Here is a 21,630-nt window from a genome sequence, read left to right as displayed (position 1 = left end):
GACCGTGGCGATCGTCGGGGAGGTGCCGCTGGAACGGCTGTGGCACGCGGTGCCCAGCTACCCCACCGTCAGCGAGGTGTGGTTGCGCCTGCTGGAGACCTACGGCCTCTGACCCCGCAGTCCTCCCGCCCGCTCCTCCTCCCCGCCCCACCCCGCGGTGATCAAGGAAGTTGCAACTTCCTTGATCACCGCGGGGTGGGGCGGGGAGGAGGAGCGGGCGGGAGGACTGCGGGGTCAGAGGCCGTAGGTCTCCAGCAGGCGCAACCACACCTCGCTGACGGTGGGGTAGCTGGGCACCGCGTGCCACAGCCGTTCCAGCGGCACCTCCCCGACGATCGCCACGGTCGCCGAGTGCAGCAGTTCCGCGACGCCCTGGCCGACGAACGTCGCCCCCACCACGACGTGGCGGCGCTCGTCGACGACGAGGCGGGCCCTGCCGGTGTACCCGTCGGCGAGCAGCGAGGCGCCGGCGACGTCGCTGATCGCGTAGTCCACGACCCGCACGTCCAGGCCCCGTTCCCGGGCCTCGCCGGAGCGCAGGCCCACCGAGGCCACCTCCGGGTCGGTGAACGTCACCTGCGGGGTGGCGGGGCCGGTGGCGGTGGCCGCGTACCGGGACCAGGCGGGGGCCTCGCGCCCCAGCTCGCCGCGGGCGCGGGCGGCGATCGCGTCCCCCACCGCCCGGGCCTCGTACTTGCCCTGGTGGGTCAGCTGCACCCGCCCCGAGACGTCCCCCACGGCGTGCAGCCACTCCCCCTCGACGCCGGCGACGAGACCGGTGTCGTCCACGTCCAGCCGGCCGCCGTCCTGAAGGCCCACCGACTCCAGCCCGATCCCCTCGGTGGCGGGGCGCCGGCCGGTGGCCACGAGCAGCTCGTCCGCCACCGCGCGGGAGCCGTCGTCCAGGGCGACGGTGACCTCCCCGCCGGCGACGGGGCGCTCCACCGAGGCCGGGGAGACGCCCAGGCGCACGTCCACCCCGTCGGCGCGCAGCGCGTCCGCGACGAGTTCCCCGGCGAAGTCCTCCTCCTTGCCCAGCAGCGCCGAGCGCACCAGCAGCGTCACCCGCGAACCCAGCCGCGCGTACGCCTGCGCCAGCTCCACGGCGACCGTCCCGCCGCCGACGACCGCGAGCCGGCCGGGCACCTCGTCGGCGCTGGTGGCCTCCCGGCTGGTCCACGGGTTCGCCGCCGCCAGCCCCGGCACGTCCGGCAGCACCGGCACCGAGCCGGTGGCCAGCACGACCGCGCGGCGGGCGATCAGGACGGTCGTGCCGTCCTCGCCGGTGACCTCCACGCGGCGCGGTCCGGTCAGGCGGGCGCGGCCGCGCAGCAGGCCCAGCCCCGCGGTGTCCAGCCACCGCACCTGCGAGGAGTCGTCCCAGCCGCTGGTGAAGCTCGTGCGCCGCGCCAGCACCGCACCCGTGTCCAGCCGCCCGGTCACGGCCGCCGCGGCGCCCGGCAGCCGCCGTGCGGCGGCCAGCGCGTGCCCGGGCAGCAGCAGCGCCTTGCTGGGCATGCACGCCCAGTAGGAGCACTCGCCGCCGACCAGTTCGTCCTCGACGACGACGACCTCCAGGCCCGCCCGGCCGGCCCGGTCGGCGACGTTCTCCCCCACCGCCCCCGCCCCGACGACGACGACGTCCGTGTCCCGCTCACGTGTGTCCACGCCCCGGACGGTACGCAGGCGGCGGCGCGCGCACCACGGGCCGTTGTGGTGTGATCGATCGGTGGGCAGGGCGACACCGATCGAGTTCAACGCCTCCCCGCGCCCCACGCTGGGCGTGGAGTGGGAGGTGGTGCTCGTCGACCGCCGCACGCGCGACCTGTCCTCCTCCGCCGCGGAGGTGATGACCGCGGTCCAGCTGCCCGAGCACGCGAACGGCCCGCGGGTCACCAAGGAACTGTTGCGCAACACCCTGGAGCTCGTCACCGGGGTGTGCGACACCGTCGCCGAGGCCACCGAGGACCTCACGACGTCGCTGGCGGAGATCCGGCGCGTCACCGACGCGATGGGCCTGGACGTGATGTGCGCCGGGACGCACCCGTTCGGCGTGTTCGACAACCAGCTCGTCTCCGACGACCCGCGCTACGCGGAACTGCTGGAGCGCACCCAGTGGTGGGGGCGGCAGCTGCTCATCTGGGGCGTGCACGTGCACGTCGGGGTGGACTCGGTGCACAAGGTCCTGCCGATCCTGAACTCCCTGCTGAACCACTACCCGCACCTGCAGGCCCTGTCGGCGTCCTCCCCGTACTGGGCCGGGCACGACACGGGTTTCGCCAGCAACCGCTCGCAGATGTTCCAGCAGCTGCCCACGGCCGGGCTGCCGTTCCAGTTCGCCACCTGGGCGCAGTTCGAGGGGTACGTGGACGACATGCTCGTCACCGGCGTCATCGACGGCCTCTCCGACGTGCGCTGGGACGTCCGCCCCTCCCCGAAGCTGGGCACCATCGAGGTTCGGGTGTGCGACGGCACCCCCACCCTGCGGGAGCTGCGGGCGCTGACGGCGCTCGTGCACTGCCTGGTCGTGCACCTGGACGGCGAGCTGGAGGCGGGCCGGGAACTGCCGACGCTGCCGCCGTGGCACGTGCAGGAGAACAAGTGGCGCTCGGCCCGCTACGGCCTGGACGCCGAGATCATCGTGGACGCCGCCGGCCGCGAGCGCCTCGTCACCGACGACCTGGACGACTGGCTGACCCGGCTGGAGCCGGTGGCGCGCCGGTTGCGGTGCGAGGAGGAGCTGCGCCTGGTGGCGGAGGTCCCGCGCGTCGGCGCCAGCTACCAGCGCCAGCGCGCGGCGTTCGAGGCGGCGCGCGCGGCCGGGTCGCAGGCGCCGCTGGTGGACGTCGTGGACTCCCTGGTGGAGGAGATGCGCGCCGGTTGAAGGCGCGGGCGCCTCACGCCGTGGCGGTGGGGACCACCGGGTCCGGCGGCCGCGGCCCGGGAGGTGCCGCGTCGGTCAGGACGCGCGAGCGCCCGGCGGACTTGGCCCGGTACAGCGCCCGGTCGGCGCGGGCCGTCAGCTCGGCGGGGCCCTCGGCGCCGTCCCAGCGCGCCACGCCCGCGGAGAAGGTCTGCCCGGCGGGGGTGACCGCGTTCAGCTGCTCGACGAGCGCCGCGGCGCTCTCCAGGTCGTGCCCGGGCAGCAGGACGGTGAACTCCTCCCCGCCCCAGCGCACCAGCACCGCCCCGCTGCCGCGCAGCCGGCGCTTCCACGCCGCCGCCGCCTCGGTGAGCAGCCGGTCGCCGGCCTGGTGGCCGAAGGTGTCGTTGAAGACCTTGAAGCGGTCCAGGTCCAGCACCGCCAGGCTGAGGGGGGTGCCGTCCTGCCGCGCCCGCGCCTGCATCCGCGCCAGCTCCGCGTCGCCGCTGCGCCGGTTGGCCAGCCCGGTCAGGGCGTCGGTGCGGGCCAGGGCCGCGAGCTGCACGGCCTGCTGCTGCAGGTGGGTGACGAGCCCGGACATGCGCCAGACGACGAGCAGGAACAGCGCCACCGAGCTGAGCGCCACGGCCCAGCCGGTCAGCCGCAGCCCCAGGGCCAGCTGGAGCACCTGGGTGGCCGGGGACAGCAGGCTGGCGGCGGTCAGCGCCACCAGCCGGGCGCGGCCGACGGCGACGCCGGTGCGGGGCTGCGGGTCGGTCATCCGCCGCATCGAGGGGTGCAGGGCGGCCGCGGCGTAGCAGGTGTACGCGATCAGCCACGCCCCGTCGAGGACGCGGGCGCCGTCCCCGCCGTTCAGGGAGAGCAGCTGGAAGGCGCAGTCCGCCAGCAGGCTGAGCGCGCCCCCGGCCGCCAGCAGGCCGAACGCGGCGGTGCGCGCGCCGCCCGTGGTGAGCAGCCGCACCAGCACCGCCAGCAGCAGCACGTCACCCACCGGGTAGGCGGCGGCCACCACCCGTGCCAGCGGTGTCGCCTCGACGTCGCCGAGCGCGGGCTGCACCAGGAAGACCCACATGAGCAGGCCGACGCCGACGGTGAAGATGGCGCTGTCGATGAGGCCGTCGCGGTCGCGCCCGTCGGCGCGGGCGCGCACGAAGCGCCACAGCCCCGCCGCCAGCAGCGGGTAGGCGAGCAGGTAGGGGACGTCGGCGACGGAGGGGAAGGGATCGCCGTGGAGCACGTCCTCGACGACGTCCCACGTCAGGTCGCCCAGCGCCCAGCACGCCACGCCGGCGGCCACGAGCCACCACGCCGCGGGGTCGTGCGGCCGGTTGCGGCGCACGCCGACCGCCAGGGCCGCGAGGCTGCCCCAGCAGACGAGCGCGTACACGACGTCGCGGAGCGTCCCCAGCGGGAGCACCAGGCACACCAGGGCCGCCACCGCTCCCGCCGCGAGCAGCAGGCGCGAGGGCAGGTGGGCTCCGGTGGGTCGCACGCCGCTGCATCGGCGCCCGCGGGCACCGACTTGACCGCCCGTGGAGCGGGCCGGCGGCGCCGGTCAGGCCCGCAGCACCTCGGCGACCGGGACGGCCGGCAGGTCGTGGGCCCGCCCGACCTCGGCGCTGGTCAGCTGCCCGGCGTGCGTGGACAGCCCGTGCGCCAGGGCGTCGTCGGCCGTCAGGGCCTCGCGCCAGCCGGCGTCGGCCAGGCGCACCACGTACGGCAGGGTCGCGTTCGTCAGCGCGTACGTGGAGGTGTGCGGCACGGCACCGGGCATGTTCGCCACGCAGTAGAAGACGGAGCCGTGCACGGCGAACGTGGGGTCGTCGTGGGTGGTGGGCCGGGTGGACTCGAAGCAGCCGCCCTGGTCGACGGCGATGTCCACCAGCACCGACCCGGGGCGCATCTGCGCGACGAGGTCGTCGCTCACCAGCTTGGGGGCGCGGGCCCCGGGCACCAGGACCGCACCGATGACCAGGTCGGCGCTGCGCACGGCGCGGGCCAGCTCGAAGGCGTTGGAGGTGATGGTGCGCACCGCCCCGCCGAAGCGGGCGTCGACCTCGCGCAGCTTGGGGGTCGACAGGTCCAGGACGGTGACCTCGGCCCCCATGCCCAGGGCGATCCGCGCGGCGTTCTGCCCGGACACCCCCGCGCCGATCACGACGACGTCCGCGCCCCGCACGCCGGGCACCCCGCCCATCAGGACCCCGCGCCCGCCGCCGGTCCCGCCGCTCGTGGTGGAGTTCGCGCTCATCAGGTGGTAGGCGCCGACCTGGGGGGCGAGCCGGCCGGCGACCTCGCTCATCGGCGCCAGCAGCGGCAGGGAGCGGTCGGGCAGCTGGACGGTCTCGTAGGCGATCGCGGTGGTGCCGGCGGCCAGCAGCGCGTCGGTGCACTCGCGCGAGGCGGCCAGGTGCAGGTAGGTGAACAGCACCTGGTCGCCGCGCAGGCGGTGGTGCTCGGAGGCGATCGGTTCCTTGACCTTCAGCAGCAGCTCGGCCTGGCCCCACACCTCGTCGACGTCGGCGAGCACCTTCGCGCCGGCGGCCTCGTAGTCGGCGTCCGGCAGGGAGCTGCCCTCCCCGGCACCGGCCTCGACGAGCACCTCGTGGCCGTGGCCGACCAGCTCGTGCACGCCCGCGGGCGTCAGCGCCACGCGGTGCTCGCGGTTCTTCACCTCGCGGGGAACGCCGATGCGCATCCTGGCCTCCTGATCGGGACGACGGTGTCCCGCTCAGGATGAAGATGCCGCGCCGGGACGGCAACGGCTCCGGCGATCGTTCGGTAGCGTCGTGCCGTGGCTGACGATCGTGCAGCACCCGGGGCTCCCCGGGCTCCCGGCCCGAAGAACGTTCGGCCGGCCGTGGACGCCGTGGACCGCGCGATCCTGCACGTCCTGGCCGAGGACGCGCGGATCACCAACGCCGCCCTGGCCCAGCGGGTGGGGATCGCGCCGTCCACCTGCCTGCTGCGGGTCCGGGCCCTGCGCGCCTCCGGGGTGATCCGCGGCTTCCACGCCGACGTGGACCCCGAGGCGCTCGGGCTGCACCTGCAGGCGATGATCGCGGTGAAGCTCGCCGCGCACGCCCGCGGCAGCATGGGCCCGTTCGTGGCGCGCCTGCGCCGCCAGCCGGAGGTCCTCGACGTGTACTTCGTGGCGGGCGCGAACGACTACCTGCTGCACGTGGCGGTCGCCAGCACCGCCGCCCTGCGCGAGTTCGTCGCCGAGCACCTCTCCCGCGACCAGGACGTCGCCCTCACCGAGACCAGCCTGATCTTCGAGCACACCCGCGCCGCGGGCCGCTCGTGACGCGGGCGGGGGCCGAGCGACGGTGGGCGGGTGCACGAGCACCCGCCCACCGCGGCCCGGTCAGCGCAGGCGGAAGGCGCTCCGAGCGCCCTGCCCGCGGGCGGCGGTCAGCCGGCCCCTGTCGTGACGCAGGAAGGTGCCCGGCGCGCCCGCGAGCTCGAGCGACACCGCCCCGCCCCTCGGCCGGCGCCGGAAGCTCGCCGCGACCGCGGTCGCGCTGCCGGCCAGCACCGGCTCGAGCCGCACGTCCGCACCGGTGACGACCACGTACCGGCCGGGGAAGTTCACCGACTGCAGGGACTCGGTGCCCTCCCCGGCGAGGCCGGGGACGAACCGGAACCAGCTGTCGGCCACCTCCCGCACGTCCCGGTCGACGCGCACGGCGAAGTCGGCGTGCCGGACGAACGAGGAGGACGCGTCCCCCGGGGACAGCCGCACGATCGGGCCGCCGTCACCCACCGGGACGCCGAACGCCGGGGTCCCGTCGGCGTTCCAGTACAGCTTCTGCACCCGCGCGTGCCGGTTCGGGTCGTACAGCGGGTCGCTGCCGAGGTAGCCGGCGTAGTCGCGGGCGTGGTACACGAGGACGTCCGTCACGCCGTCCTCGGCGACGGTGAACGAGTTGTGCCCCGGCCCGTAGCGCCCCGTCCGCACGTCGGTCTCCAAGACCGGCTCGGGGTTCTTGACCCACGACGCCATGTCCAGCAGGTCCGCGTCCGCGTCGGCGGTGAGCAGCCCCGTGCAGTACCGGTCGTCGGTCGCGCTGGCGGAGAACGTCATGAAGACGCGGCCGTTGCGCACGAGGACGGCCGGTCCCTCGTTGACCTTGAAGCCGCGCACCTCCCAGGGCAGCGTGGGCGTGGAGATGCGCGCCGGCGCGCCCTTCAGCGCGAAGGGGGAGGCCATCTCCGCGATGTACAGGCTGGTGTTCACCGCGAGCTCCGGCTCGGCCTGGGCCCAGACGTAGTACCGACGGCCACCGTGCTCGAACGTCGTCGCGTCGAGCTTGAAGGAGCCCCACGGCGTGGTGAACTCCCGGGGCGTGCCCCAGCCCGCCGGGTCGCGCGGATCGGCGAGGGAGGACTCCAGGACGTACATGCGGATGTTGAAGACGTCGTCCGCGTCCCCCGCGGCGAAGTACAAGTACCAGCGGCCGTCGATGCGGTGCAGCTCGGGAGCCCAGATGTGCCCACCCGTCCGGCCCGAGGTGGGCCGGCGCCACACGACGCTCTCCTGAGCGGTGCGCAGACCGGCGATCGTGGGTGCACCGCGCACGACGAGGCGGTCGTACTCGGGGACGGACCCGGTGAAGTAGTACGTCCCGTCCACGGGCCGGGTGATGAAGGGGTCGGCCCGCTGCTCGATGAGCAGGTCCGGCGTGGTCACGCCGTAGACCTGCGCATCGGCCGGCGGCCCCCCGGGGGACGCGGCGGCGGAGGTGGAGCCGACCGCACCGCACGCTGCCGCAGCGAGACCACCGGCGAGGACCGAGCGGCGACTGACGTCGAGGGTCACCTGCCGTTCTCCTGCTTCGTGGCGATGCGCAGGACGGTGACGGAGTTGGCCGGGAAGGTCCGGGTGAACTCCGACGAGACGCCCTTGATCGTGGACGTCACGGGCTTGACGGGTTCCGCCGAGCGCGTGTTCTGCGCCTGCGGGTCACCGCTGATCACGGTCATGAGCGCCTTCGACTTCACCCGGGCCCCGCCGAGGTCGATCCTCGTCACGGCGGGGACGTCCTGGGCGTTGACGACCTTGACGAGGAGGTCACCGGTGGCCTCGTCCTTCGTGACGACCTGCGCGAAGGGCTCGGTCACGGCGTCGTCCGCGAAGCTGCCGAAGAGCTCGCCGTCGAGGTAGAGGTCCACCTTCGCGCCGCGCACGGAGATCTTGAGGTCGTAGGTGCGGCCCGTCTCGAGGGAGTGGCCCTCCTCGGCGAAGATCGTCTCCTTGGCGCCACCCGTGGCCTTCTCCACGACGGTGCGGGTGTTGTTCCACCCGCCGAGGTTCCACCAGTAGTAGTCGTCGCTGCCCTTGACGCCGAAGGCGACGAGGAAGCCCTCTGAGCCAGCGGTCTTGGTGGCCTTCAGGGAGATGTCGTAGTCGGTCGCCGTGATGTCGGGGCCCTTGACGAGCGTGTCGTTCGCGGTCACGTCGGACTGGGCGTACGCCCCGTCGGTCACCGACCAGCTGCCGCGGTTCGCCAGGGGGGTCCACCCGTCGGCGTTACCGTCGGAGAAGTCGTCACCGAACAGGACCTCCCCGTCGGGGGAGGTGACCTCCACGTCGTCGTACATCGCGGACGTGGACCAGGTGGAGAGGCCGACGGCGCCGGTGATGGGCTTGACCTGCGCCACCTTCCCGGTCGAACGGCTCGGCACCACGTGGTCGCCGACGTTGTTCATGAAGAGCTTCTGGACCTGGTAGGAGGTCGACCCCCACGACTCGTCGTTGTCGAACCAGATCATGTCCGGCTTCCACTGGACGTTGTCGACGTTCGCCAGCAGCGGCGCGTAGGAGGCCATCTTCACGACGTCGGCGTTGCGCTCCAGGCCCGTCATGTAGGCGGCCTCGGCCAGGGAGTTGGCCAGCTTGTTGTCCAGCGAGGCGTACTCGCCGAGGAAGACCTTCGGACCGCTGCGGTCGTAGGAGTCGTAGCGGTCGTTGTTCTGCAGGAACCAGGAAGGGCTGTTGTAGTAGTGTTCGTCGACCATGTCGACGTCGTTGGCGCGGTTGTGCTCCCAGTGCCGGTCGAAGACCGCGCCCTGGTCGTCGGGCCCGGAGTTGGCGATGACGGTGATGTCCGGGTGCTTCGCCTTGATGGCGTCGCGGAACTTCACGAAGTTCACCGCGTACTCGTCGGGGAGGTTCTCCTCGTTGCCGACGCCGAGGTGGGTCAGGCCGAACGGCTCGGGATGCCCCATCTCGGCGCGCAGCTTGCCCCAGGTGGAGGTGACCGGGCCGTTGGCGAACTCGATGAGGTCCAGGGTGTCCTGGATGTGGCGCTGCAGCAGCGCGGGGTCGTTCGTGGCGCGGTTCTGGCCGCAGCCGGTGAGCAGGGCCGGCACGACGGGCAACGGCATGGCACCGATGTCCTCCGCGAACTGGAAGTACTCGAAGTAGCCCAAGCCGTACGACTGGTTGTAGCCCCAGAAGTTGGAGTTCGTCGCCCGCTGCTCGACCGGTCCGACGGTGTCCTTCCACTGGTAGGAGCGGGCTCGCTGCCAGCCGGACGCCGCGTCGTAGCCCTCCATGCTGTTGACGTTGACGATGCAGCCGCCGGGGAAGCGCACGAACCCGGGGTCGAGCGCCTCGATCTTCTCGGCGAGGTCCTTGCGCAGGCCGTTGGCGCGGCCCTTGAAAGTGTCCTCCGGGAAGAGGGAGACCATGTCTAGGCGCACGGTGCCCGTGCCGCCGGCGAGGACCTGCAGGCGTCCCGCGTCGGTCGTGCTCTTCGCGGTGAGCGTGCCGGTGTGCTTCACCCAGCCGTCGCCGGTCACCTGCAGGCTCAGCGGGTCGGCCAGGAGTTCGCCGCCCGTGCCGCGCAGGGTCACGGACAGGGGCGTCCCGGCGGGAGCGTCCGCGCGGGCCCAGACGGAGAAGTCGTACCGCGCGCCCGCCTGCAGTGCGACGCCCTCGTTGAAGCCGGAGTTGGTGACGCCGTACCAGCCGCCCCCGGGGTTGGCCAGGTCGAGTTCGAGGTAGGTGCGGTTGCGCTCACCGAGCCGGGCGTCGTCGTTCACGGTCGTGGCCGTGCCGGCACCGCCGCCGGTCGCGGTGGGCTCCCACGCGGTCATCCCGTTGAAGCCGGCGCGGTCGACGGGGAGGAACTCGAAGGAGCGGTTGCGCACGAGCTCGGCGTACAGCCCGCCGTCGGCGGCGTAGTTGATGTCCTCGAAGAAGACGCCGTACATGGTGTCGTCGATCGCGGGCCCGCGCTTCGACGGGTCGACGGTGATCGTGTACTCGGGCGCGGGTGCCGGTCGGGCGAGCGCGGGGGCCGCGGAACACAGGGGCGCGGCCAGCAGCGCGGTGGCCGCGACCGTGGCGAGGGTTCGTCGTGCGGGCATGGATGTCCTCCTCGACATCTCGGGGGTGACGCGGGACGGCGGTGCTCCCGGCACCAGGGGGAGGATGCTCGCGGAGGGGCCGCGGGCGTGGTCCGGGCTGCGGTGCCCGATCCGTTGTGAGCGCGAACATAGGACGCGGAACGCACCGTGGTCAACTCATGACGGGGAGTTTCGCGGCGCGCCGGGAGCGAGCGTTGTGAGCGCTGACCGGGCGCACCGCGCGAGAGCGGGGAACGTCCGCCACGCCCCGCCGCCGGGGCGGCTGCGCGCCCGGAGGTAGCCTCGCGCCCGTGGCGGACGAGGATCTCCGGGGGCGTTCCGGCGCTGCCCGCGCCGGTGCGGCCGGGCGGGCCCGCCGGCCGGCGATCATGGCTGACGTGGCCCGCCTCGCCGGGGTCTCCAGTCAGACGGTGTCCCGGGTGGTCAACGACCAGGGCAGCATCAGCCCCGCCACGCGGCAGCGCGTGGAGGAGGCGATCCGGCAGCTCGGGTACCGGCCCAACAAGGCGGCGCGCGCGCTGGCCACCACCCGCTCGGCCACGATCGGCGTCATCGGCACCGAAGGGGGCCTGTGGGGCCCGGGAACGGTCCACCGCAGCGTGGAGAGCGCCGCGCGCAGGGCGGGGTACTCGGTCAGCTCCGTCAGCCTGGAGACGGTCTCGCGCAGCGAGCTCACCGACGCCGTGGAGCACCTGCTCGCTCAGCACGTCGAGGGCGTCATCATGATCGCGGGTTTCGACGAGGCGCTGGAACTGGCCCGCAACCAGGACGTCGGCGTGCCCTTCGTCGTGGTCGTGGGCGACGCGGCGACCGACCGGCGCGCGACGGCCTCCGCGCAGTTCGAGGCGGCGCGCACCGCGGTGCGCCACCTGCTGGACCTCGGGCACGCGGAGGTGGCCCACGTCGCCGGCCCCGAGAACTGGGTGGAGGCCCGCGCGCGGGAGGCGGGCTGGCGTTCCGCGATGGCGGAGGCGGGGTTGCGCCCGGCGGAACCGGTGGCCGGGGACTGGTCGGTGGCCAGCGGGTACCGCGCGGGGCAGCGGATCGCCGCGGCCGGGGAGGCCACGGCGGTCTTCGCGGCCAACGACGAGATGGCCGTGGGTGTCCTGCGGGCGCTGGCCGAGGCGGGTCTGCGCGTGCCCGCGGACGTCAGCCTCGTCGGCTTCGACGACATCCCGCTGGCCGCCTACCTCGTCCCGCCGCTCACGACGGTGCGCCAGGACCTGCGGGCGGTGGGGCGGCGCGCGGTGCACGCCCTGGAGGCGGCGATCGGCGGCCTCGAGGCGCGGGCGGCGGTGCCGCCGCCGGAGCTGGTCGTGCGCTCCAGCACGGCACCGCCGCCCGCTCCGCCGCGACGGCGGCGCTAGCGGCGCCGCACGGCGATGACCCGCTGCAGGACCACGAAGGCCAGCAGGACGGCGCCGATGAAGACGCGGGTCCACCAGGAGTCCAGGCCCTCGCGGGCGATGAGGACCTGGATGAGCCCGTAGACCAGCACGCCGGCGCCGGTGCCCAGGACGAAGCCGGCACCGCCGGACAGCAGCGTGCCGCCGATGACCACCGCGGCGATGGCGTCGAGCTCCATGCCGATGCCGGTGAGGTTGAACCCGGACTTGGTGTAGAGGGCGAAGAGGATCCCGGCGATGCCCGCGCAGGTGCCTGAGATGACGTACACCCACACGCGGGTGCGGTCGGGCTGCAGGCCCATGAGCGCCACCGCCGTGCCGCGGTCGCCGGCTCCCAGGCCGTACACGGTGCGGCCGAAGCGGGTGTAGTGCAGCACGTAGAAGGCGACCAGCAGGACACCCAGGGCGGTGAGCATGCTCGCGTTGATGCGCCACATCTCCCGGCCCTCGCCGAACTTGATGCTCCAGGACGCCAGGGCGGAGAAACCCGGGTCGTCGATCGCCAGGGAGCTCGTGCTGACCACGTTGGCCAGGCCGCGGGCGAGGAACATCACCGCCAGGGATGCGATGAACGGCTGGATGTCGAACACCTGGACCATCACGCCGATGAGGAGCCCGCACAGCGTCCCGATGAGGACCCCCAGGACGAGCACCACGGGCATCGGCGCCCCGGCGGTGAACAGCTTGGCCGTGACCAGGCCGACGAGGGCCACCACCGCCCCGACCGACAGGTCGATGCCGCCGGTGAGGACGACGAACGTCATGCCGACCGCGAGGACGAGCAGGTAGGAGTTGTCCAGCAGCAGGTTGGAGAACATCCGCATGCTGATGAAGTCGACGCGCGACGTGCTGTAGCGCTGCTGGCCGACCCCCAGCATGACGACGAGGGTCAGGACCGTGCCGACGACGGGCAGGAAGCGGCGGTCGACGCGGTCCACCAGTCCGCGCACACCGTCGGTGCGCTGCTTCACGGGGGCGCCGGCCGGCGCCGGTGGGGAGATCCGGGTGCTCACGCGGCCACCTCCACGGGCTTGGCGACCCGGGCCCGCGGACGCGGGGTCCGCAGGCGCGAGCGCAGGTACGGGGACGCCGCCACGCAGACGGCGATGAGGACGACGGCCTTGAACAGCGGGGTCGTCTGGCTGGGCAGCTCGAAGATGATGACCGCCCGTTCCAGGGTCGACAGCAGCAACGCACCCACGACGAGGCCACCGAGGTGGAAGCGTCCGCCGTCCAGGCGGGTACCGCCCAGGACGACGACCATGATGGCGTCGAGCTCCTTGAGCAGGCCGATGTTGTTGGCGTCGGCCGCCATGGTCGGGGCGCCGTAGACGATGCCCGCCAGGGCCGCCAGGACGCCGGCGAGGACGTAGACCGTCCAGGTGGTGCTGCGCGCCTTGACTCCCGCGAGCCGACTGGCCTCGCCGTTGACGCCGATCGACTCCAGGAACATCCCCAGCGCGGTGCGCCGCACGAGGAGGACGAGGACGACGAAGACGACTGCCGCGATGACCACCGGCATGGGGACGCCCAGGACGAACCCGGAACCGAGGGACTTGAACGGTGCGCTGGTGACGGTGGTGATCTGCCCCTGGGTGATGAGCATGGCGATGCCTCGACCGGCCACCATGAGGATCATCGTCGCGATGAACGGCTGGATCCCCAGGGCGGTGACCACGAAGCCGTTGAAGGCACCGATCACCACACCCAGGGCCAGTCCCAGCAGCACCGCGGTGACGACCGTGGCGGGACTGGTGGGGTCGGCGGCACCGTCGAGGTACGTCAGGGAGACGGCCAGCGAGATCGCCATGACGGCGCCGACCGACAGGTCGATGCCGCCGGTGGCGATGACCAGGCACATGCCCAGCGCCAGCAGCAGCGGTGTGGCGCTGTTGCGCAGGAGGTCGATGAGCTGCCCGTAGAGGTTGCCGTCGCGCACCACGACCTCGAGGAAGCCCGGGCTCTTCAGTCCGCAGGCGAGCAGGAGGACGACGAGGGCCAGGACGGGCCAGAGGACGCCGTGCTGCGAGACGCGCTGGAGCAGCGCCGCGGGCCGGCCGGACGCGCCGGGTGGGCGCGGCGTCCCGGACTGGGTGGTCGTGCTGGTCATGAGGCCTTCACCCCGGTGTTCGCGATGGTTTCGAGGACGTCGTCGGTGCTGAGCGACCCGTCGTTGGCGATCTCGTCGATCTTGTGCCGGTCGCGCATGATGACGATGCGCTGGCTCAGCCGGAGGACCTCCTCCAGCTCGGAGGAGATGAAGACCACGGACATGCCGTCGGCGGCGAGCTCGGCGACCAGCCGCTGGATCTCGGTCTTGGCGCCGATGTCGATACCGCGCGTCGGCTCGTCCAGGACGAGCAGGCGCGGGGAGGTGGCGAGCCAACGGGCGAGGAGCACCTTCTGCTGGTTGCCGCCGGACAGGTTGCGGATGAGCGCGTTCGGGTTCGGCGGGTTGATGTTCAGGGCGACGAGGTACTTCTGCACGATCTCGTCGAGCTCGCGCTTGGGGATGCGGCGCCACGTCCCCCGGCTGGCCTGCAGCGCCAGGGCCATGTTCTCGCGGACCGTGAGGTCCCCGATGATGCCCTCCTTCTTGCGGTCCTCGGTCGACAGGGCGATGTGCCGGCGCAGCGCCGCGAGGGGTGTCGCCAGCCGCACCGGGGAACCCTGGATCTCCAGAGCCCCCTCGTCGGGCCGGTCAGCGCCGGTGAGCAGGCGGACCGCTTCCGTCCGCCCGGAGCCGAGCAGCCCGGCGAACCCGACGATCTCCCCGGGGTAGAGGCTGATGTCGAACGGTTCCACGCCACCGCGCCGGCCGATCCCGATTCCCGTCAGCAGAGGCGTCTCGCGCGGGGAGTGGCGGGTGATGGACGTCCGAGCGTGCTCCCCGATGCCGGCCAGCGCCTCGCCCGACCGCCCGATCATGTGGGAGATCAGTTCACGCCGCGGCAGCTGAGCCGTCTTGAACTCCCCGACGAAGCGGCCGTTGCGCAGCACCGTCATGCGGTCGGACAGCTCGTACACCTGGTCGAGGAAGTGCGAGACGAACAGGATGGCCACCCCGGAGTCGCGCAACTGCCGGACGACCCGGAACAGCTCGGCCACTTCGGCCTTGTCCAGGCTCGAGGTCGGCTCGTCGAGGACGAGGACCTTGGTGTCGACGACGAGCGCGCGGGCGATGGCGCACAACTGCTGGACGGCGATGCTGTGCGCGGAGAGCTGGGACCGGGGGTCGATGTCGAGGTTGAGGCGCTGCAGGTAGCGCCGGGCCTCGCGTCGCGTGGCGCGCCAGTCGATGAACGGCCCACGGCGGACCTCGTGCCCGAGCATGACGTTCTCGGCCACCGTGAGGTTCGTGCAGAGGTTCACCTCCTGGTACACGGTGCTGATCCCGGCGGCCTGCGCTTGGCTCGGATCGGTGAAGCGCAGTTCACGCCCCTCGACGGCGATGCCGCCGTGGTCGACGCGGTTCACGCCGGTGAGAGCCTTGATGAGGGTGGACTTCCCCGCGCCGTTCTCGCCCATGAGGGCGTGCACCTCGCCGCGCCGCAGCACGAGGTCGACGCCGTCGAGCGCCTTGACCCCGGGGAAGGTGATCGTGATGCCGGTCATGCGGACGACGGCGTCGCCGGCTCTCGGGGGCGTATCGGACATCAGCGTCCTCTCTGGGGACTCCGGCCCGGTCGGGCCCGGGGCGGCAGGGGCGGGACCGGGGCGGCGCGGTCGACGAGGGGGGTCGGCCGCGCCGCCCCGGGGCACGAGGGGTCGGTGGCGGGTGGGTCAGTAGGGACGGGCGTCCACGTCGGCCTGCGTGATCGTCTGGTCGAACGCCTGGTCGACGACGATGGTCTCCTTCGGGACCTCCTCGCCGGCGGCCACGTCCTCGATCAGCTCGGCGAGCTGGTCGCCGAAGACGGGGTTGCACTCGACGACGTAGTTGAACTTCTTATCCACGAGGGCCTGCAGCCCGTCGCGCACGCCGTCGACCGTGACGATCTTGATGTCCTCACCCGGCTTCTTGCCGGCCGCCTCGATGGCCTCGATCGCTCCCAGACCCATGTCGTCGTTGTGGCTGAAGATGAGGTCGGTCTCGGGGTAGGCCTGCAGGGCCGCCTCCACGGCGGTCTTGCCCTCGGCGCGGGTGAAGTTGCCGCTGGCCTTGCCGATGACCTGGTCGCCGACGACCGCGTTGAAACCCTCCTCCCGGTCGACCTGGGCGCCGGAGCCGAGGGTGCCCTGGAGCTCGAAGACCTTCGCGTCGGGGGCGTTCTCCTTCACCCACTCGCCGGCGGTGGTCCCCTCCTGCTCGAAGTCGGCGCCGATCCAGGTGACGTACGGGTCCTCGACGGTCGTCTCCACCGTGCGGTCGACGAGGACGACGGGGATGCCGGCGTCCTTGATCTCCTGCAGGACCTCGTCCCACCCGGTCTCGATGACCGGGGAGAAGGCGATGACGTCCACGTCCTGGGCGACGAAGTCGCGCAGGGCCTTGATCTGGTTCTCCTGCTTCTGCTGGGCGTCGACGAAGTTCAGGTCGAAGCCGGCTTCCTCGGTCAGGCTCGCCTTGACCGACTCGGTGTTGGCCGTGCGCCAGCCGCTCTCCGCCCCCAGCTGCGAGAAGCCCACGCGGAGCAGGTCGTCCCCGCTGGTGCTGGCAGCGCTCCCACCGCTGCCGCAGGCCGCCAGGCCGAACAGCGCGGCGGTGCCGAGGGCAGCGAGGAACCTGCTGCGGGGGAACGGGGATCGGGACATGAACTCCTCCTCGAGTCGAGCCGACTGCTTCGTCAGGCTGGACTCGATTGTGAGCGCTCACAACGGCCAGGTCAAGCAAAACCCAGTCACAGCGGGGTCACGGCGCCCTGTGCTTGTGAGCGCTCACCTGCGGACGGGACCGGAGGAGGCCCGCACCGTCAGCCCCGTGCGCACCAGCACCGGCTCACCGGTCCCGCCGTCCAGTGCCGCGACCATCTGCTCCAGGCAGCGCCGGCCCAGCGCCGCCCAGTCCGGGGTCACCGTGGTCAGCGGCGGGAAGAAGTGCGCCGACCCCTCCACGTCGTCGAAGCCGACCACCGAGACCTCCCGCGGCACGGACACGCCCGACTCGGCGAAGGCGTGCAGCAGCCCCAGCGCCAGCTGGTCGTTGGCGGCGAAGACGGCCGTGGGCAGCGGCCGGGCCGCCGAGCGCTCGATGAGCTCCTTGCCGATGCGGAAACCGGTCGAGGCCGTCCAGTCCCCCGCGAGCGGCTCCCCCGGCTCCAGGCCCGACTGGAGCATCGCGTCGCGCCAGCCGCGCGCGCGGGCGCGGGCGTCCAGCCACACCGGCGGGCCGCTGACGTGGACGATGTCGGTGTGCCCGTGCTCGATGAGGTGGCGCGTGGCCAACCGCGCACCGGCGTACTGGTTCACGGCCACGGTGCGGACACCGCCGTCCAGCTCGCTGGGCCCCACCATCACCACGGGCACCCGGCTGCGGTAGTCCTGCACCGCCCGCACGGCCTCGTCGTGCGAGGCGATGACGACGACCCCGTCGACCCCCTGGTCCAGGAAGTGCTCGAGCGACGCCTGCACCCCGGGCACGTCCCAGCGGGTCACGGTCGCGACGGAGACGTAGACGCCCTGCCCGCGGGCGGCGTTCTCCAGCGCGATGAGCGTCATCGTCGGCCCGTACAGCGGCGAGTCCTCCGTGACGACGCCGATGGCGCCCGTGCGGCGGGTCACCAGCGCACGGGCCGCGGTGTTGCGCCGGTACCCCAGCTGGGAGATGGCCGACAGCACCCGTTCGCGGGTCTCCGGCCGGACGTTCGGGTGGCCGTTGAGCACGCGGGAGACGGTCTGGTGCGAGACCCCCGCGACCTGAGCCACGTCGCTCATCGCCGGTGCCCGGTCCGTGCCCCGCGCCGTCCGGTCGTCGGGGGCCGTGCGGGCGCGGGTCATGCGGCTCCTCGTCGGGCTGCTGTGTGAGCGCTCACAGCATACGGGGGCGCCCCCCGCCCCGGAAGGGTTCGCAGAACCTCCTCAGGCGGGCAGGGGGGCGTCGGCGACGACGCGGTCCTTGCCCGATCGCTTCGCCTCGTACAGCAGGGCGTCGGCGCGGTGGACGAGGTCGTCGCCCTCCCGCCAGGCCGGGGTGCTGGCCAGCCCGATGCTGACGGTGACGCGCAGACCGGGGACGACGTCGTCGAAGCGGAGCCCGGCCACGCCGCGGCGCACCCGCTCGCAGCGCTCCAGGGCCTGCGGGTGCGCGGTGGAGGGCATGAGGACGACGAACTCCTCCCCGCCCGTGCGGGCGACCACGTCGTCGGGAGCGGCGTGGTGGCGCAGCACCTCGGCGGCGCGCTGGAGGACGACGTCACCGACGTGGTGGCCGTGGGTGTCGTTGACGCGCTTGAAGTCGTCCAGGTCGGCGACCGCGACGGACGCCTCGCAGGCGGTGGCACCGTCCCGGAAGTCGCGCTGGAGACGGTCGATCTCGGAGTCGAGGTGGCGGCGGTTGTGCAGGCCGGTCAGGTGGTCCTGGGTGGAGAGCTCGGCGAGCTGCTCGGCGAGCACCTCGTAGCGCTGCAGCGCGGCGGAGAGGGCGGTGGTGCGTTCCGCCACGCGCTGCTCCAGGTCGGTGTTGGCCTCCTGCAGGGCGGTGGCCAGGGCCTCCGCGCGGCGGCGCTCCGCGTCGGCCTCGGTGAAGGCGCGGTCCACCACGGAGTTGTTGACGATCGCGACGAGCGCCGAGTAGCCGGCGACGACGCCGCTGAACGCGAGCAGCTCGTGGTAGCCGACCCCGTCGGTGCGGCCGCCCACGGCCAGCGGCATCGCCCACGTCGCCGCGGCCGCGAGCCCCAGCACCGGCAGCAGCGCGCGGCGGCGCAGGACGAGGCCGCCGATGAGGACGAACGTCGGCATGAACAGCGGGTGGGTGGCCGCCCTGCCCTGCACCAGCGCCCCGGCGAGCACGGCCAGGAGGAACACCACGAGCAGGATGCAGACGGCCACCGTCAGCCGACCGCGCCGGGCTGCGGCCAGCGCGCCGGTGTACGTCGCGCCGAGGACGGCGAGGATGCACCACGCCAGGCCCCAGTGCTCCACGGTGAGCGCCAGCGCGACGGCGATGGCGGGCAGGGCCGCGACGGTCGTCGCGCACAGCAGGACGAGGACGCGCCCGCGCCGGCGCACCTCCAGGTCGGGGTGCTGCACGTCCAGCAGCCACGTCCACCAAGCCCGCACGCTCAGGTCCTCCCGTCGGGTCCGTCCTCCGGCCCGCCCCTCGCGGCCCCGTCCCCCGCGGCATCGGCACCGGTGCCTCACCACCTGAAGCCCGTCGTGCAGGCTTCAACCACACGGCGGCGGGTGGGTGGCGCGAACCGAGCTCCGCTGCGGGTGCGGGCCCGCGCCGCGGTGCTTAGCGTCGGGGCATGAGCCAGCAGAACGACGAACCCACCCTGGAGAACGTGATCGACCCGGAGATCGCGGCGCCGCGGGACCGGCAGGAGCACGGCAAGATGCCGGCGCGGCCGAACGACGACGAGCTGGAGATGCGCGTCGAGCACGAGCGCCGCGAGCTCGGCCTGACAGACGAGCCGGACGAGGTCCCGCCGGCGACCGACTGAGCCGGCGGGCGGGTTGCCAGCGGCTCCGCGGCGGGTGAGCATGACCGGGTGCCCCCGTCCGCGGAGTCGCCGAGGGGGCCGCTGGCGGAGGTCGAACGCCTCGCAGCGGTCCGTGGAGCGGTGCGGGCCGCCGAGGACAGCGACGGGCTGCAGCGCCTGGTGCGGATGGCCGCCCGCGTCCTGCACGTCCCCGTGGCGATGGTCTCCTTCATCGCCGCCGACCGGGAGGTCGTCCAGGCGGCGGTGGGCCTGCCCGAGCCGTGGGCGTCGCTGCGCTCGACCCCGCTGAGCCACTCCCTGTGCGCGCAGGTGGTCCACCTGGACGGCCCCGTCGTCCTCTTCGACGCGCGCGTCGACCCCGCGTACCGCGAGCACGCGGCCGTGGTGGAGATGGGGGCCGGCGCCTACGCCGGGTACCCCCTGCGCCACGGCGAGCACACCCTGGGCGCCTTCTGCGCGGCCGACTTCGTGCCCCGGCAGTGGTCCGAGGACGACCTGCTGCTGCTGGAGGACCTGGCCGCCGTGGTCTCCACGAAGCTGACGCTGCGCATGACCGTCCGGCAGCTGGAGGAGTCCCGGGCGCAGCTGCAGGACCTGACGGACCGGCTGCACGAGCAGTCCCGCACCGACCCCCTGACCGGTGCCGCCAACCGCCGGCGGTTCCAGGAGCGCCTGGCGGAGGAGGCCGCCCGCAGCGAGCGGCACGGCACCCCCCTGGCGCTGACGCTGCTCGACGTCGACTCCTTCAAGCGGATCAACGACGTCGCCGGGCACCAGGCCGGTGACGCGGTCCTGGCCGAGATCGCCGCCCGCCTGCAGGACACCCTGCGGCGCACCGACCTCCTCGCGCGCACCGGGGGCGACGAGTTCGCCGTCCTGCTGCCCGACACCGACCTGCCGGCGGCCGAGCACCTGGCGCAGCGCCTGCGGCACGTCGTGGCGGAGCAGCCCGTCGACGGCTGGGACGTCACCGTCACCACCGGCACCGCCGCCCACCGGCCCGACCGCGGGGTGGAGGGCCTCTACGCCGACGCCGACGCCGCCCTCTACGCCGGCAAGGCCGCCCGGTCGACCCCGGGACAGCCCGACGGGGTGCCGGAGGCGGCCGCGGAGGAGGGCTGAGCGGCGGCGGGGATCAGCCGGTGGCCGCGCGCGCCACGACCGGCAGCACCACCGTCATCAGCAGCGCGTTCAGCACCATCGCGGCGCTCGACCACCCGCCGGCGACGTGGGAGTGCGCGAGCGCCCGCGCGGTCCCGATGCCGTGGGAGACGGCGCCGATCGCGAAGCCCCGCGCCCGGCCGTCGTCGACGCGGACGCGGTCCAGCAGCCACGGCCCGACGGTCGCCCCCAGGACCCCGGAGACGAGGGTGAGCACGACGGCCAGGGTGGTGTTCGCCCCGATCGTCGCGCCGACGGTGACGGCGACGGGCGTGGTGACGGAGCGCGGCAGCGCGGTGAGCAGGATCTCGTCGGAGACGCCGAACGCGACGAGGGAGCCGACGGTGACGGCGACGCTGACGGTCCCGGTGACCAGCAGGGTGACCAGGACGGCGGCGCGGTCGGCGAGCAGCGCGGCGCCGGAGCGCAGCAGCGGCAGGGCGAGCGCCACGGTGGCCGGGCCGAGCAGCAGGGTGAGCACGGAGACGGACGCGAGGTACTCGTCGTAGCCGATGCCGAGCACCTCCAGGGCGACGCTCACGGCGATCATCGCGACGAGGACGGGGGCGAGCAGGGCGGGACGGCCCAGGCGGCGGTGCAGGGCGTCGGCGCCCAGGTACGCGGCCAGGGTCAGCGCCAGCCCGAACCCGGGGGCGTGGACGACGGCGTTCACGGCGTCGTTCACGGCGGCGTTCACGACGCGGCCGGTGCGGCGGGGCGGCGGTGCAGCAGCGCCTGCAGCAGCAGCCCGGCCACGACGAGGGCGGCGGCGAAGGAGCCGACGACGGCGACCGCGAGGGGTGCGGCGTCCTCGGCGAGGGCGTCCAGCTGGGTGAGGGCCCCGACGCCCGGGGGGATGAACAGCAGCTGCAGGTGCCGCAGCAGCGGGTCCGCGGCGGGCTGGGCGCGGGCGACGAGACCGCGGTGGCGGGCGCCGACGGCGAGGAGCACGACGAGGCCGACGACGGCTCCCGGCACGGGCAGGCCGGTGAGCTCGACGAGCAGGGTGCCGAGCAGCTGCAGGCCGAGCAGCAGCGCGAGCGCCGCCAGGGCCGCCGGCACGTGCCGGCCCCAGCCGAGGTGCTGCGGGGGGTGCTCACCGGGTGCGTCCACCGGGTCAGGGTGCCAGCGGCCGGCGCCCGCCCCCCGGCCGGGCACCTCCCCCCGGCCGGCCCCCTCCACCCCCGGTGGTCCCGCA

18 protein-coding genes are annotated in these 21,630 nt (G+C 73.6%); 5 read left to right on the top strand and 13 right to left on the bottom strand.

Annotated features, from left to right (window positions below; translation table 11 throughout):
* Positions 1-234: 234 nt before the first annotated feature.
* Positions 235-1,668 (bottom strand): dihydrolipoyl dehydrogenase family protein, encoded by a 1,434-nt coding sequence (locus tag V9U69_RS09240; protein ID WP_337061365.1) that lies wholly within the window; start codon positions 1,666-1,668, stop codon positions 235-237.
* A gap of 61 nt (positions 1,669-1,729) precedes the next feature.
* Here V9U69_RS09240 and V9U69_RS09235 point away from each other — a divergent pair, with 61 nt between their 5' ends.
* Positions 1,730-2,884: a glutamate--cysteine ligase gene (locus tag V9U69_RS09235; protein ID WP_337061364.1), complete on the top strand. Its 1,155-nt coding sequence runs from the start codon at positions 1,730-1,732 to the stop codon at positions 2,882-2,884.
* A 13-nt stretch (positions 2,885-2,897) separates the two neighbouring features.
* On the opposite strand, the gene V9U69_RS09230 is transcribed toward V9U69_RS09235, so the two are convergent.
* Together V9U69_RS09230 and ald are read right to left on the bottom strand one after the other, a co-directional pair.
* Positions 2,898-4,376, bottom strand: coding sequence for a GGDEF domain-containing protein (locus tag V9U69_RS09230; RefSeq protein WP_337061363.1), 1,479 nt, complete (start codon positions 4,374-4,376; stop codon positions 2,898-2,900).
* A 63-nt stretch (positions 4,377-4,439) separates the two neighbouring features.
* Entirely contained in the window at positions 4,440-5,582 is a 1,143-nt protein-coding gene (ald, locus tag V9U69_RS09225) for an alanine dehydrogenase (RefSeq protein WP_337061362.1), read from the bottom strand.
* Positions 5,583-5,678: 96 nt separating this feature from the next.
* On the opposite strand from ald, the gene V9U69_RS09220 reads away from it, so the two are divergent.
* Positions 5,679-6,191, top strand: a complete 513-nt coding sequence (locus V9U69_RS09220) for an Lrp/AsnC family transcriptional regulator (protein ID WP_337061361.1) — start codon at positions 5,679-5,681, stop codon at positions 6,189-6,191.
* Positions 6,192-6,251: 60 nt separating this feature from the next.
* Here V9U69_RS09220 and V9U69_RS09215 read toward each other — a convergent pair whose 3' ends face one another.
* Entirely contained in the window at positions 6,252-7,706 is a 1,455-nt protein-coding gene (locus V9U69_RS09215; protein WP_442907691.1) for a family 43 glycosylhydrolase, read from the bottom strand.
* Positions 7,703-10,261 (bottom strand): alpha-L-arabinofuranosidase C-terminal domain-containing protein, encoded by a 2,559-nt coding sequence (locus V9U69_RS09210; RefSeq protein ID WP_337061359.1) that lies wholly within the window; start codon positions 10,259-10,261, stop codon positions 7,703-7,705. Before V9U69_RS09210 ends, V9U69_RS09215 begins: the two co-directional genes overlap by 4 nt.
* Positions 10,262-10,551: 290 nt before the next feature.
* Here V9U69_RS09210 and V9U69_RS09205 point away from each other — a divergent pair, with 290 nt between their 5' ends.
* Positions 10,552-11,628, top strand: a complete 1,077-nt coding sequence (locus V9U69_RS09205; protein WP_337061358.1) for a LacI family DNA-binding transcriptional regulator — start codon at positions 10,552-10,554, stop codon at positions 11,626-11,628.
* Here V9U69_RS09205 and V9U69_RS09200 read toward each other — a convergent pair.
* The 6 genes from V9U69_RS09200 to V9U69_RS09175 form a co-directional block, all read right to left on the bottom strand.
* Positions 11,625-12,680, bottom strand: a complete 1,056-nt coding sequence (locus tag V9U69_RS09200; RefSeq protein WP_337061356.1) for an ABC transporter permease subunit — start codon at positions 12,678-12,680, stop codon at positions 11,625-11,627. The two genes, V9U69_RS09205 and V9U69_RS09200, sit on opposite strands and share 4 nt — an antisense overlap.
* Positions 12,677-13,777, bottom strand: a complete 1,101-nt coding sequence (locus V9U69_RS09195) for an ABC transporter permease (protein WP_337061355.1) — start codon at positions 13,775-13,777, stop codon at positions 12,677-12,679. The genes V9U69_RS09200 and V9U69_RS09195 overlap by 4 nt, the downstream gene beginning before the upstream one ends.
* Entirely contained in the window at positions 13,774-15,324 is a 1,551-nt protein-coding gene (locus tag V9U69_RS09190) for a sugar ABC transporter ATP-binding protein (protein WP_337061354.1), read from the bottom strand. The genes V9U69_RS09195 and V9U69_RS09190 overlap by 4 nt, the downstream gene beginning before the upstream one ends.
* Positions 15,325-15,450: 126 nt before the next feature.
* On the bottom strand, positions 15,451-16,422 hold the full coding sequence (locus tag V9U69_RS09185; RefSeq protein WP_337061352.1) for an ABC transporter substrate-binding protein: 972 nt from the start codon (positions 16,420-16,422) through the stop codon (positions 15,451-15,453).
* Positions 16,423-16,545: 123 nt separating this feature from the next.
* Positions 16,546-17,604 carry a LacI family DNA-binding transcriptional regulator gene (locus V9U69_RS09180; RefSeq protein ID WP_337061350.1) on the bottom strand — a complete coding sequence of 353 codons (1,059 nt, stop codon included), beginning with the start codon at positions 17,602-17,604 and terminating at the stop codon, positions 16,546-16,548.
* A gap of 81 nt (positions 17,605-17,685) precedes the next feature.
* Positions 17,686-18,888 carry a GGDEF domain-containing protein gene (locus V9U69_RS09175; RefSeq protein WP_337061348.1) on the bottom strand — a complete coding sequence of 401 codons (1,203 nt, stop codon included), beginning with the start codon at positions 18,886-18,888 and terminating at the stop codon, positions 17,686-17,688.
* Between the two features lie 188 nt (positions 18,889-19,076).
* On the opposite strand from V9U69_RS09175, the gene V9U69_RS09170 reads away from it, so the two are divergent.
* Positions 19,077-19,271 (top strand): hypothetical protein, encoded by a 195-nt coding sequence (locus tag V9U69_RS09170; protein WP_337061347.1) that lies wholly within the window; start codon positions 19,077-19,079, stop codon positions 19,269-19,271.
* 48 nt (positions 19,272-19,319) lie between these two features.
* Positions 19,320-20,393: a GGDEF domain-containing protein gene (locus V9U69_RS09165; RefSeq protein ID WP_337061345.1), complete on the top strand. Its 1,074-nt coding sequence runs from the start codon at positions 19,320-19,322 to the stop codon at positions 20,391-20,393.
* A gap of 13 nt (positions 20,394-20,406) precedes the next feature.
* Here V9U69_RS09165 and V9U69_RS09160 read toward each other — a convergent pair whose 3' ends face one another.
* Both V9U69_RS09160 and V9U69_RS09155 read right to left on the bottom strand, forming a co-directional pair.
* Entirely contained in the window at positions 20,407-21,129 is a 723-nt protein-coding gene (locus V9U69_RS09160; protein ID WP_337061344.1) for an LrgB family protein, read from the bottom strand.
* A complete protein-coding gene (locus V9U69_RS09155) occupies positions 21,126-21,545 on the bottom strand; it encodes a CidA/LrgA family protein (protein ID WP_337061343.1) in 420 nt (139 codons plus the stop codon). The genes V9U69_RS09160 and V9U69_RS09155 overlap by 4 nt, the downstream gene beginning before the upstream one ends.
* Between the last annotated feature and the right edge of the window lie 85 nt (positions 21,546-21,630).

This window comes from Kineococcus sp. G2 (assembly GCF_037154035.1).
GTDB lineage: Bacteria > Actinomycetota > Actinomycetes > Actinomycetales > Kineococcaceae > Kineococcus.
This window is presented reverse-complemented; position numbering and strand designations above follow the sequence as displayed.